12 protein-coding genes and 1 pseudogene are annotated in these 13,692 nt (G+C 39.5%); 1 reads left to right on the top strand and 12 read right to left on the bottom strand.

Features of this window, described 5'->3' with window-relative positions; genetic code table 11:
- Positions 1-53: 53 nt before the first annotated feature.
- From CSV63_RS09550 to CSV63_RS09525, 7 genes are all read right to left on the bottom strand, one after another.
- The gene (locus tag CSV63_RS09550) at positions 54-800 is read right to left on the bottom strand and encodes an ABC transporter ATP-binding protein (protein WP_099695611.1); all 747 of its coding nucleotides are present in this window, start codon (positions 798-800) and stop codon (positions 54-56) included.
- Between the two features lie 13 nt (positions 801-813).
- Complete coding sequence (locus tag CSV63_RS09545; protein ID WP_099695610.1) at positions 814-1,563, bottom strand: ATP-binding cassette domain-containing protein; 750 nt, start codon at positions 1,561-1,563, stop codon at positions 814-816.
- Positions 1,556-2,368 carry an ABC transporter permease gene (locus CSV63_RS09540; protein ID WP_099695609.1) on the bottom strand — a complete coding sequence of 271 codons (813 nt, stop codon included), beginning with the start codon at positions 2,366-2,368 and terminating at the stop codon, positions 1,556-1,558. The genes CSV63_RS09545 and CSV63_RS09540 overlap by 8 nt, the downstream gene beginning before the upstream one ends.
- Positions 2,369-3,337: an ABC transporter permease gene (locus CSV63_RS09535; protein WP_099695608.1), complete on the bottom strand. Its 969-nt coding sequence runs from the start codon at positions 3,335-3,337 to the stop codon at positions 2,369-2,371. It lies immediately after the preceding gene.
- A complete protein-coding gene (locus tag CSV63_RS09530; RefSeq protein ID WP_233192027.1) occupies positions 3,327-4,907 on the bottom strand; it encodes an ABC transporter substrate-binding protein in 1,581 nt (526 codons plus the stop codon). Before CSV63_RS09530 ends, CSV63_RS09535 begins: the two co-directional genes overlap by 11 nt.
- 103 nt (positions 4,908-5,010) lie before the next feature.
- Positions 5,011-5,139, bottom strand: coding sequence for an urea transporter (locus tag CSV63_RS16355; RefSeq protein ID WP_143565393.1), 129 nt, complete (start codon positions 5,137-5,139; stop codon positions 5,011-5,013).
- Positions 5,136-5,612 carry an urea transporter gene (locus CSV63_RS09525; RefSeq protein WP_099636343.1) on the bottom strand — a complete coding sequence of 159 codons (477 nt, stop codon included), beginning with the start codon at positions 5,610-5,612 and terminating at the stop codon, positions 5,136-5,138. The genes CSV63_RS16355 and CSV63_RS09525 overlap by 4 nt, the downstream gene beginning before the upstream one ends.
- A 262-nt stretch (positions 5,613-5,874) precedes the next feature.
- On the opposite strand from CSV63_RS09525, the gene CSV63_RS09520 reads away from it, so the two are divergent.
- Positions 5,875-7,587 (top strand): ABC transporter ATP-binding protein, encoded by a 1,713-nt coding sequence (locus CSV63_RS09520; RefSeq protein WP_099636344.1) that lies wholly within the window; start codon positions 5,875-5,877, stop codon positions 7,585-7,587.
- A gap of 80 nt (positions 7,588-7,667) precedes the next feature.
- On the opposite strand, the pseudogene CSV63_RS09515 reads toward CSV63_RS09520, so the two are convergent.
- From CSV63_RS09515 to CSV63_RS09490, 5 genes and pseudogenes are all read right to left on the bottom strand, one after another.
- A pseudogene (locus tag CSV63_RS09515) lies at positions 7,668-8,200 on the bottom strand (CueP family metal-binding protein).
- 1,880 nt (positions 8,201-10,080) lie between these two features.
- The gene (locus CSV63_RS09505; RefSeq protein WP_099636346.1) at positions 10,081-10,611 is read right to left on the bottom strand and encodes a cupin domain-containing protein; all 531 of its coding nucleotides are present in this window, start codon (positions 10,609-10,611) and stop codon (positions 10,081-10,083) included.
- Between the two features lie 548 nt (positions 10,612-11,159).
- On the bottom strand, positions 11,160-12,455 hold the full coding sequence (locus CSV63_RS09500; protein WP_099695607.1) for an MFS transporter: 1,296 nt from the start codon (positions 12,453-12,455) through the stop codon (positions 11,160-11,162).
- A 114-nt stretch (positions 12,456-12,569) separates the two neighbouring features.
- Positions 12,570-13,040, bottom strand: a complete 471-nt coding sequence (locus CSV63_RS17025; protein ID WP_099636348.1) for an ABC transporter permease — start codon at positions 13,038-13,040, stop codon at positions 12,570-12,572.
- Positions 13,040-13,270 (bottom strand): hypothetical protein, encoded by a 231-nt coding sequence (locus tag CSV63_RS09490; protein ID WP_143565323.1) that lies wholly within the window; start codon positions 13,268-13,270, stop codon positions 13,040-13,042. Before CSV63_RS09490 ends, CSV63_RS17025 begins: the two co-directional genes overlap by 1 nt.
- Positions 13,271-13,692 lie beyond the last annotated feature (422 nt).

Genomic DNA, 13,692 nt, shown 5'->3' with positions numbered 1-13,692 from the left:
ATAGCATGCACACCAATTTAAATCCATTTCTGCAGAAAAACGACGAAATCTCCTTATTCCCTCATTCGATTCCCTAATACGGAGTCAAATAGTTGTCTCGCATATGAATGAGCAAAGTGGAATACTCCATCTGTTTTCACACTTTCATCCACCACTCGTCCATCCTTCATTACATATATTCGATCACATGCATACATGACCGCTTGCAGATCATGCGCAATGAATAAAATCGACATACCCATTTCCCGATTCTGTTCTAGAAGCAAATCAATGATTTCCCTTTGAATTAATCGATCCAAATTGGATATGATTTCATCACAAATGAGCAAATCGGGTTTAACTAAAAGCGAGCGAAGCAAGTTGACACGTTGCCGTTCCCCGCCACTCAATTCTGAAGGGTACTTATGTAAATGCGCTTCCGATAATTTTACTCTTCCAAGCATTTGCCGAATATGTGCATCACGATCGCCTTTCATCGCGCGAAGAGGCTCGAGCAATATTTTACGCACTGTCCAGGAAGGATTTAGCGCGGCAGATGCATTTTGAAAAATTAATTGGGTCGCTTGATAAAAGGATTTTCGGCTTTTTTGTGTGACTGGTTTACCGTTGAATGTAATGAGACCACTGTCCGCTGATTCCAGTTGCATTACGACACGTGCGAGTGTACTTTTTCCACAACCACTCTCGCCTACTAAACCTACAACTTCTCCTTCATGTACAGTCAAATCTATGCCATTCAACGCTATTTTCGTCTGGTTTCCGTTGTTGTAACGTTTTGAAACATTTGATACAGCTAACATTTGCCACCCACTCCTAAAATCTACTCTCTAACAATCGCTTCGTATAGGCATGTTGGGGGTGCGAGAAAATCGTTTCCACTTTTCCCGTCTCCACAATGCGTCCTTGCTGCATAACGATCATTTCATGAGCGGCTTCAGCGACGATATCCAGGTCATGGGTAATAAGAAAAATCGTCGTCCCCTTTTCTTCATTCAAACGTATTAGCAATTGGATGAATTCTTTTTGAAGCACCATATCGAGTGCGGATGTAGGCTCGTCTGCAATGAGTAAAGCAGGTTCCACGTAAAATGCGCATGCAATCATACACCTTTGCAACATCCCGCCTGATAATTGAAAAGGATATTGCTCGACCACTTCCCAACCTAGTCCCAACTTGTCTAAAATCACATGCATTTTTTCATTGAATACCTGTAATGAATCTCCTACTCGTTCCCCTGAAAATGCATAGAGTTGACGCCCCATTTTCACCGACGGATTAAAACTGTTTGAGGCGTCTTGGAATATTGTGAAAATATCCTGCTTCCTCACGTTTTCCATCTCCTGATCAGACGCATCCAATACGTTTCGATCTTCGTACATGATAGATCCGCTAACTTTCGCGTCGTCTGGCAACATGCCAAGTAAGGCGGACACCGTCAGGCTCTTTCCACTGCCACTTTCTCCAATCAGCGACGTGATGTTTCCACGCGGTATCGTGAAATCCATATGATGTGTAATGTGCTTACCTTGTATATGAATAGATAGGTCTCGTACTTCAATCATTGACCCGCCTCCGCTCCGGATTTTTCCATGCCTCTCCGATAAAGTTAATGGCGAGGATCGTCAAGAAAATCATAATACCTGGAAATAATCCAATCCACCAAGCACCAATTAAAATATCGTTTTGCGCGTAGTATAACATATTCCCCCAAGAAGGAATCGCTGGAGGTATACCAATGCCGAGAAAACTAAGTGACACTTCCATAAAAATCGCGGCAGCAAAATTAAATAGCGTCACGACAAAAATAGCAGGTATGCTGTTGCGTAGCAAATGACTCCATAATATATTCCAAACAGGCGTCCCCAACATGTTGGCCATTTTAACAAACTCTTCTTCTTTTAAACGAATGAATTCTGAACGCACAATCCTTGCGGTCACAAGCCATCCCGTCAATCCAATGAGCAGTGCCATGCTCCACATGCCGCCTTGAATGATTACTTGAAAAACCAAAATAATAATCAGTGCGGGAATGGTAATCAGTGCTTCCAATAATCGCATCATGACGGTATCGATTACACCGCCGAAATATCCACTAATCCCACCATACACAACTCCAATGAATAGCGACAAAATAACCGAACCACTTGCTACAACGAGTGTCACTTTTCCACCTTCCAGTAAACGCGAAAAAACGTCTCGGCCTAAATGGTCCGTTCCTAACCAATGATCACTACTCGGGGCACTATATATTTCATCCATGTTCATGTCATTCGGACTGTAAGGGGCGAGTATAGTTGAAAACACTGTCAACAATACAATCAATCCAAGAAGGCTATACCAAAACAAAAGTGCTTTCCGTAACTTCATTTACCGGATGCCTCCTTTACGTAGCTTCGGATCGATAGCATACATAATGAGATCGACAATAAATAGCGTAATGACGACCAGGACACCCGTCACCATAATGCTGCCCATTAGTAAAGGGAAATCCTTTGTTACGACTGCCTTTACTGTCAATTGCCCAATTCCAGACCACGCAAACAATGATTCCACAATAATAGAACCGCCAAAGAACGACGGAATAGTCATAGCGATGTAATTCAAGTACGGAATAGAGGCGTTACGCACGATTCCGTTTCGAATGGATCTCTCCAACACACCATTTGCCCGTGCCACCTTCACATAGTACTGGCCATTTTCTCTCTTAATACTTTCCTGTAGAAAACGTGCATAAATCCCTACATGCGTTACAATCATCACACTGGCGGGCATGATGAGATGACGGATTTTATCTACCATGCCGCCATTACCACCTACATCGCCCGAACCAGAAGAAGGAAGAATCCCTAGACTCACAGCAAAGACATAGATGAACAAAATACCTAGCCAAAAGGGAGGTATGGAAGACGTCGCGATACTAATAGTGGAAAGTCCTCTATCCCATATAGAATTTGCTCTCATACCGGCTACTGTACCGAGCCAAAGTGAACCTATAACAATACAAAACATCGTCACGCTAAATAAAAGTACCGTATTCGGTAGTCGTTCCATGATGATTTCAAAAACAGGTCTGCCTTCTTTATAAGAAATCCCTAAATTCCCTTTAACGGTTTCTCCTAGCCACGCAACATATTGCTCTGCAACAGGACGGTCTAATGCATACGCACGGGTAATGCGTTCTATTTCGGCTGCAGTTAACGTCTGCGCATTTCCTCCATAGAAAGCTATTGCAGGATCTCCAGGTGCTACTTGCATAATGAAAAAAGAGAGGAAGCTAACGATGAAGAGGACTATGAGCCCCATCACCATTCGCTTCCCAATCCATTTACCGATCATTCCACTTCCACTCCTCAACGTTCCAGAGGAAACCAGATCCATGATGACCTAGCGTTCGTTCTTTCACACCGCTCACATTTTTATTAATACCATACACCGCATTCACGTAGGCAATAAAGTCAAATGCCGGATCCTTCGCAAGTTCTTCTTGGAACTGCATATAAATTGCTCTACGTTCTTCCGGATCCGTCGTGGTGCGCCCTTTTGCAAGGAGTTCATCCACTTTTTCATTCGAATAACTACCATAATTGTAACCGGAGCTATTGATACTCGATTCATTCGTATGGAACAATATGTGCGTATGATGATCCGCGTCATAGGGACTGCCCCAACCAACCATGAACGCATCTGCGTCTTCGATCGTAATCGCACTCCAGTCGAGTGCAGCTACTTTTACATCCGCTCCAATGTCTTTAAAGCCTTCTGCAACGTAATTCGCCATATTGACACGAACGGTATCACTTGCAGGGGCAGTGATCGTAAATGCCAATTTTTCTCCATCTTTCGTACGGATACCATCCTCATTTTCTTTCCAACCCGCTTCATCTAATAGCGCATTCGCTTTCTCCACGTCATAGGTGTACTTTTCAATTTGAATGTTATTGAATTCATGGTTTTGCAACGGTGAATAGGCTACAGTGCCATGTCCTTTTAAAATCCCGTTTACTATTTGCTCTCGGTCGGTGGCATAACTAAATGCACGACGGACATGGACATCTTTCCAAAGATCCAAATTCATATTGAATAAAATACCGCGGTAATCCGCCGATTCTATATCGTAAATCGCTACATTCTCTTCTCTTTCCAAGTTTTCAACTTGTACAGGATCCAACAGTGCAACATCTACCTCGCCCGATTTTAACTGAAGGGCCCGAACATTACTATCAGGAATAAATTTAAAAATCACTTGTTCAATCGAAGGTTTCGTTCCAAAAAAGTCGCTGTACGCCTGTAATGTCAACGAATTGCCGCGATCCCAATTATCAAACATATACGGCCCAACACCAATCGGATGGCTGTTAAAGTCAGCCGTTCTCATATCGATTCCTTCAAAAGCATGTTTCGGAAGAATCGGTACGGTTAACTTGTCTAATAACGGTGTAAATGGCTGTTTTAATGTAACTTCTACGGTATAATCATCCAGCGTTTTGATAGATTCCACTTTTTCAAAATCAGACTTCAAAAATGAAGCGTTTTGATCATCCATAATACTTTCTATCGTGAACACGACATCTTCTGCCGTGAGTTCTTTCCCGTCATGGAATGTAATACCTTTTTTTAACATAAATGTATACGTAAGTTGATCTTCTGATACATCGAACGAGTCCGCGATATCCGTAACTACTTTATTAGTTTCATCAAATCGCATGACTCCACGAAACAACAATGCATCTAGGTTCGTTTCTTCGAGAATCGGGTTTAGCCCTTCGAACTCCTCTTCGGAAGCATAAATGAGTCGATTTTCTTTAGGTGGAGTCGATTTCTCCACATTCTCTTTTTTATTACAACCTGCCACCATCACTACGAGTACCATAAATAGTACAAGCATTTTCTTATTCATTGTAATCATACATATCTCCTTTTTAAGTCAATAAATTTACCATATTTCATAATTATTTCATGTTTGTATACATTTGTCCCGTCTAACGATTACTATTTTTCATTATAGAGCGTTATAAATCCGGTAAAACTTTCATAGCCCCCAAAATCAACCAAGTGCTCAGTGCAAACGGCATCGTCAATGCAGGAAGTCCAAACGGTAATAACCAAATGCTGACACTTGCCATTAAGGGAACTGTCATACATCCCGCCACCACCCCTGTAATAGGTCCATAGCGATTCTCCTTCCTGTTGTGCTGCCCATTTCCCTGCTAGCCCAAATTACCGCAATGAATAATAAAAGACCAGGTATAGCTTCAGTGACAAAAAAGATTTGACCGATTCCATTGAACGTTGCTCGAAGTAGATTGATTTTGCCTTCTATATGCAATTCCCAATTAGCCAAACTTTGCGGAGACAATGAATCACTTAACTTGATACTATCGAGTTTATAGGATGAAAGCAGTACAAACCAAGCGAATAGAATAAATGGTAATGTTAAGATGGGAAAGTCGAAGTTGCCCAGGAAATACATAAGCGTCGCGGTGATTACCGCAGTGATCGCGGCTCCAACCAACGCCACAAACCAGGCGGTAGGTCCTGTCAAAAATGTTTGTAGCACTAATCCGGAAAGCACAGAATTATAGCTCATCAAACCTTTACTGAAGATATACATATATTGAAGCCCTTTCCTCTCCACATCTACTCAACGCCGAATATTAGCTACCCTTTTAAATGGCAGATGAAAAGTATACTGATACAAACTTATCTGACTGTTAACATTTCCACAAAAATCATACCATTATACTACTAGTTAGACGGTATCAGGAGTAGTTCTACTTCCACCTTTACTCTCATTAGCTTATAGTTGATTAATAGATGATTTTTTCTCAGTCATCTCTTATATTACTAATACATAAACGGAAAGGAATTACTACATGATTACACAATTTTTCTCCTACTACAAGCCACATCGGCGCTTGTTCTTGATCGATTTTTTCAGTGCGATTTTTGTAGCACTGCTTGAACTGGCTTTCCCTCTCGCTGTTCAGTGGTTTATCGACGCACTACTGCCATCAGGAGATTGGAACCGAATTATCACAGTTAGCTTTTTACTATTGCTCGTCTATTTGGTGAGTACGTTACTTCATTATATTGTTAGCTATTTAGGGCATAAGCTTGGGATTAATATTGAAACCGATATGCGCCGTGAATTGTTCGAACATGTGCAGAAACAATCTTTCCGATTTTTTGACAATACCAAAACAGGCCACATTATGACGCGCATTACGACTGATTTATTTGATATCGGTGAACTGGCTCACCATGGACCAGAAGATGCTTTCATCGCGGTCATGACGATTCTAGGCGCATTCGGAATTATGTATACGATCAACCCTGAGCTCGCTTTGATCGCCATCGTGATGGTTCCGCTCCTCGCAGTAGTTGTCTCTTACTCTAACAAGAAGATGAATGCGGCTTGGCATAAAATGTATCAAAATATCGCGGATGTCAATGGACGGGTTGAGGATTCTGTGTCTGGCTCACGCGTAGTGAAGTCATTTACGAATGAAGACTTTGAATTACGTCGTTTCCAGCAAGACAATGATCAGTTCCGCTTGGCTAAACTTAAAGCGTATAAAGTCATGGCTTGGGCTACGTCTTCGATGTATATGCTCACTCGCCTCGTCACACTCGTTATTTTGATTGTCGGTGCTTGGTTCACAGTGAATGATAAATTATCGTACGGTGAACTCGTCAGCTTTATTTTATTCAGCAATATTTTGATTAAACCTATTGATAAAATTAGTGCCTTGCTCGAGCTATATCCAAAAGGGATGGCAGGTTTTAGTCGTTTCCGTGCATTAATTAACCAAGATCCGGAAATTAAAGATAGAAAAAACGCGCTAGTCGTTGATCAGTTACATGGAGATATTACACTTCGTGATGTGACATTTGGCTACGACGTGGAGCGACCTGTGTTACGCAATATCGACTTAACGATTCACGCTGGACAAACCGTTGCGTTCGTCGGCCCTTCGGGTGCTGGGAAGACGACTATTTGTTCACTCATTCCTCGTTTTTACGAAGTCAATGAAGGTTCCATTTCAATAGATGGAATAGATATTCGGGACATGACGCAGAAATCATTACGTAGTCAAATTGGGATCGTCCAACAAGATGTCTTCTTATTTACAGGAACGATTCGAGATAATATCGCGTACGGTAAATTAGATGCAACAGACGAAGAAGTATTTAAAGCTGCAGAAAAAGCCCATCTAACCGACTTAATCGATAGTATGCCGAATGGCTATGACACGCAAATTGGTGAACGCGGATTAAAACTCTCAGGTGGACAAAAGCAGCGCCTCGCAATCGCTCGAATGTTCTTGAAAAATCCACCGATTCTTATTCTTGATGAAGCAACTTCCGCACTGGATACAGAAACGGAACGTATCATTCAACAATCACTTGAAGAACTAGCCGTTAATCGCACCACACTAATCATCGCGCATCGCCTCACAACGATTCGCAATGCTGATCAAATCATCGTGATGACAGAAGATGGTATCGAAGAGCAAGGAACGTATGAAAATCTATTACGTCAAAACGGTACATTTGCTCAATTACATGATGCTAACCAAATCTAAATACACAAAAAACCCCTGTGCCGAAATGTTTGCGGCACAGGGGGTTTGAATAGGAAGTTCGAGATAAAACACTTTCGAAATCACTCCAAACGCATAGTCGTGATGCACGTGTTATCCCCATCGAATGTAGTGATTTCAGATACGGTTTTTTTCGTATCCTGTTTGATCGTGACAGTGAATGTGTCATTACGCGGAAGCCATAGGTCAATAAATCCATTGGCTTCAGTTTTCTTAACTTCATCGAGAATCACATGACCTTCAGAATCTTCTATATGTACATCGAAATCTTCCTCGACGAGTTCACCTTGACAACCTGTTAGACTATGAATATCACAAGGATGTGTAGTGTTTACAAAAGGAGCGATCGATACAAAAAATTCGTCTTCTGGAAGATCGTATGTTGTAACGTTTTATCATCATCCGTGACAATCAGTTCAGACGATGTAATAGAAGCGGACGCAGCTACAGCATTTCTAACTGTGTAGTCGTTCACTAATTCTTTAATGTCTACTGATTCTTGTGGTGCTTGTCCTTCGTTATTGGCATTTTCCTTACTGCAGCCGACTAATAAGGCAGTAATCAGCAGCAACATAGCCATCATTTTACTTTTCATCGTATCACGAACTATTCCTTTTATTTTTGTGTCTGTTTAGAAGAACACATGTATTGAATGTTTTACCTTTTATGTAAAGTGTACAGTAAACTCACGAAATGACAATGAAAAGAGCTGCGCTAGGCAACTCTATCATTTGATAATTATTGTTCTGATAGTTCGTTTTCCACAACTCATTTGTGATTCAATATTCCCCATGGATTTATACCTTCTAGTACCATGTATAGCGCTAACTCTTTCATCCTCTTTTCGTCAAATTGCCACGGAGCAGGGATAGCGTAATCTCAAATAACATCATCTGTATAAACAGATCCATTAACATCAACGAAGGACTTTAATTCAACTTTCATTGCTTTAGAGCCGATTCAACACGTTCAATTTCCTTTCCTAACTTAATTCCCTGACCCCAAGTATTGTATGTCCTCTGCCCCTGCCAGTACCATTTAAAACGCCTCCTATAGATTCCAATACTTCTACTACCAATGACCTTCACGTCACTGTTTTCAATGGATAAGAATATGCCTTTGATATCGGTTAACGCTTCAAGCGCTTCAACTTCTCCATTACCATTTAACAGATAAGCATCGCAAAATTTAAAGACATGAAACCTCCTTCCTCTCTCTTCATCCAAATGGCAGGTGAACGACTTGTTAGTACCCCCTTTTCTCCATTAGAAACCAGACGCTCTAATTATTTACCAACCATTTGAACCACTCCTTTTCCTATTATTTTTAAAACAGAAAAAGCCGATTGCATCCCGAAGGATTCAATCGACCTTAAATATATATCCTCTCATTTAAGCGAAAATATCCTTAATGCAACTCAATCTGTTTGCCAGTAACTCATTAATATTCATATTTAAAGAAGTTCCTGCCCCTCCTTGAATCGCATCAACTAAGCCTTGGTCTGTTAACATCTCTGGTTTCATTTTTTTAGTGGCTTTAATACTCGCATAAGCAATCTTTTTAATCTAATAAACTAATTTCAGCATTTGCTTTCGTGGCTATTTTTTTCAAAGTTGCTAATGGATAAATTAATTGGGGATGTGACTTTTTCCCGGTAATTGTAAAGTTCTCCATAGCACGCGCTGTTAGTATACGGTAATATACATTCTAGGGAATGTTTTTTAGTGTACCGTACTCTTCTCGACAATAATTTTTTATCTCCATTGCTCTTCATGTAAATTATAAACGTTTATATGTCAGTGACATATGAACCGCATCATGTACTGCCATGCTTTGTAAAGATAGGTAGAGTTCCGATCCTTGGAAGTAGCTTGAAAATCGATACAACTTGTCGGTCCAACTCAACCGGCTCTTGTCGTTGCGTGGTTTTCGTCAGCAAATACAGTTTGTACTTCGTGTAGGCTATCCTCATACTAATTTGAATAGAGTATTAACAGTATAAAAATGAACTGTACATTGATGAGACGAGTTTAGTTGGAACAGTTGTGCAATTAAATTTTAAACCAATTACCGTTAACACCCTGGTCAAGTAGAATTTGTTCTTGGGATTAGTGACGATTGTTATGTACGAATTCAAGATATAGTCCATGAAACTCGAAAGAGAATGGAAATAATTTTAAGTGTTGATATGTTACAAATAAACCAAAATACCCTGAACAGAAAAAATATTGCGAAGAACTACTATGTCACAGAAGAAGATGATATGAATAACTTAATCGAAAATGTTTATATTGTTTTATATGCTAATACCTGTGGTACCTACCATAATAACTGCAACTTTATATTTTAAATCAAAATACGTTATCCATCTACCTTTTGAATATAATTACTAAAAATAGACATAGTGATTCTACCAAGAACCACTATGTCCACATGTTAAGGAATACGCGAAACTCATATAAAACTATATTACTTTTATTTAATAATTTCTTCTCGTTCTTTAGCTCTAGACTTTCTAAGCTCTTCTAACTCACTTCCAATAGGATAGGTGGGTAAATTAGGCTTTATTGCACCTAGCATTACTAACATAAGAGCCTCATCCTCCCCATCGTTTCTAATGCCCCTATATATACCAGGAGGACTACTAATACAATCCCGAGCATTTAATTTAATTTCATGTACTTCACCTTCACTATCTTCTTGAATTAATGCAGTGACATTACCCTTTAAGACAAAGAATACTTCTTCTACATCATCATGTAAATGTAATGGACCAATGCAACCAGCGGGTAATACCATTGTACTGAGAGTGAAATTTTCTCCAGTAATAATATTGGAATCATTGTTTGCTGTTGCACCACGACCTATATACCTCATTTGTGCTCTCCTGTATTTCGGGTTAATCTCCTCTTGAAATTTTAATACATTCCAATCCAAAGTCCTGTCTTCCAATTTAGCTACATACTTTTTTTTGAATTCTTCAATTGAAAACTTTTCATCCGCCATAGTTGAAACCTCCTCCAACTTAGTTTCACCTACAAAACTAAGTTTTGTTTTATAACTAAATATTAACATTGTTTTATTCTTTGTCAATAATTAATTCAGATTAGTCTAATTATAGTAAATTGTGTAAGTAGAAATTATATATAGAAATTAGAGTTACTACACAGATCAGACTTAATAGTGTCCTCAATACATAAAGATGTTTAAATTCTTAGCAAAACCATTTATTAATTAAATTTTACTATTTCCAGAAGGTTCACATTAGGGAAAAGCACACCATACAAACATCGTCTTCAATCTATAATTAGGGTTTCCCGTGAAGTTTCAAAAAATTAGTTTTACTATGAATTAAAATCTTGTAAATAAATCACCACTCTTAAGAATGGTGATTTATTGTAATTTTGTAAGTTAAGGAAGTATATTATTTCTATAAGAATAGTTGTAGCGATTAATATTTTCGCATACTACCATTACCTACTTAGTTTGACCGCCAAATTCAAAACCACTTCATTAAAGCCAAATCAGAAGACTAAATAATAGCCAAGAAATGATCAAATCACCTGCATTTCTGATTGATTTTGAATCTTTTTCTTAGCCTCCTGAACTTCTTTGTTTTCTGTTTTAAGCGTAAACAAGTAAGCGATGAACCCCAAAGCGGTGATAGCAATCAACATAATGAGCGACGGACCAAAGTCTCCTCCATTATTATCACGCATCCACCCCATCACATAACTGGAAAACCCACCGAATATGTTCGTGAAACCCATGAGCCCCGCTGCACGACCAGCAGTTTCTGGCGTTGAAAATTGTACGATAAATAAGTTACTTAAATGAAAGATTCCTCCCAATGTTCCCATTGCAAGTCCTAATGCCAAAGCGGATATGATGGCGACCGAGACTTGTGTGGAAACCGTCAACAAGATTGCACAGGAAGCAAACAAGATCGTTGCTATTAAACTAGGGCGCTTCGTTTTATCTGCTAAATAACCACAGATCAGAACGAAGCCAAGTGCAAACAACCAAGATAAGGATGTGATCCCAGTCATAGCATCTACATCAAAATTCCTGGCTTGCATCAAGTACGTTGGCAGCCAAATACTAATGCCGAAAAATAAGAAAGAAGTGATCACCATACCGAACCAAACAATCCAGTAACGGGAATCTTGAACGTAACTTTTCTTCTTTTCTTCAGTAACCGGAGTATCATCTTGTCTTATGTACGACAATTCTTCTTTGCTGACGCCCGGATGGCTTTCCGGTTCATTTCTAGTTAAGAAAATCAACATCGGCAATACAAGAAGTAAATTCAACCCAGCCAATATAAAGAACGTCGCATGCCAACTGAGCGTGGCAATGATCAATGAAATGAAAATTGCACCGATGGCAGGCCCTGCATAGTTACCCGAAATCCAAGAAGACTGCGCGCGGCCCAATTCGTTTTTGTTGAACCAAGTAGCGATGAATTTCCCACAGACCGGGATCATCATCCCTTCCCCGATTCCTAAGAGTATCCGTGTCACCATGAACATTTCATAATTGGTGGCAAGTCCGCCTAGCAGCATCGTCACTGTCCAAATCGAAACTCCAATGATTGCTGTTTTGCGGGCTCCGAACTTATCAATGAAGAATCCCCAGAAAAAGTTGGAGATTGCATACGCTATCATGAAGATAAAGGTTAAGAAGCCAATCTTCGCATTCGCGTTAGCTCCTGTCATTCCAAGATCACTTAGAAACTGTGGATCAGTCTGGACAATGGAAATTCCTAACTTGTCAATTTGTCCGAAAAACCATAGAAAGAAAATAGGTGTCGCAATATAAAACCAACGTTTATTATTTTTAATCTTCATTTTGGTTCCTCCCATACTATCTTATTAAGAAATTTCACAATTGGAGACCCTAAACTTGTATACGGTTCACTTTATTGAATTTAATTTTAGTTAATTATCTAAAATACCTACTTCTTACCAATAAACATATCGATTTCTTACATATAGTAGTAAGCGATCTAACCCATATCCAAAAAATGAGATGAAAATTACAACGGCCAACACTTTGCTTAGGGATAAGGTGGCCAATAAATAAACGAGAAAATAACCAATTCCATTATTTGAACTGATCATTCCTGTCAGTACAGCAATAACCACCCCTATTGGTAGCGCAATTCGGAAACCTGTGAAAATTGATGGCGTCGTTCCTGATAAAAAGACTTTCCCAAACAACTTACGGTCATTTGCCCCCATATTCTTTCCAGGCCAGATATACAAATGATTCACACTTTTAGCGCCGTAGTATGTACTCACTACTATGGGGAAAATGCACTCGAGAAAAATGGTGAATATTTTGGAACCTGAACCTAAACCGAACAGGAGTACAAATTTTTGGTATAGGGCCACCCTCGGAATAGGATAACCAACTGTAAAGATCAGTTGCATCAGGTCGGCGCTAAATCCGACGCCACCTTAATCAACCATAAGTTTTCCTCTGTTGCATAAACAACCCCCAGTTTAATTTCAACAGATCCATCCCCATTCTCCCTTACAGTCGAAACATTTCCGCTCTGCACTTCAGGGGAGCCACATGCCACCAAGAGTCCAACCATCAATAGAAAGAAAACCCCTGCAATCATTCTCATCCCTCCAAATTTCTTTTGTATTTCTTCCAAATAACTCCGCCCTTTGTAACCGTTTTCATTAAACCTGAATGAATTTTGACAAAACAGGGCTTTGCTTAGTTGTTTTACATGCGAAACACATTTTCCTTATTTCCATAAACAAATTTTACACTTTTCCGAATTTAATGTCAACAGGAGAATATTAAATAATAATATAGCTTTCTAATGATACTCTATGTGAAGAATCGTCTATTAGCAGACCAGTTTATGTAGTCATTTAAATTGTATGAGTTAGGATAATCCCTCATAAGAAAAAGACGGCATTTCGTTTGTTCCAGACCGAAATTTCGCCCTTTTTAAAATTGAGTCCACATGGACGTATGATGGCTCTAAGACTATCTGACTTTAAATTTAATGAGCTTTACGTTCAAGAAATTTAATCATCACTTTAAACTCTTCTTTGATATCCAAAT

The sequence above is a fragment of the Sporosarcina sp. P34 genome (genome assembly GCF_002743375.1).
Taxonomy (GTDB): domain Bacteria; phylum Bacillota; class Bacilli; order Bacillales_A; family Planococcaceae; genus Sporosarcina.
The sequence above is the reverse complement of the archived record's forward strand: the minus strand, read 5'-3'. Positions and strand labels throughout refer to the sequence as shown.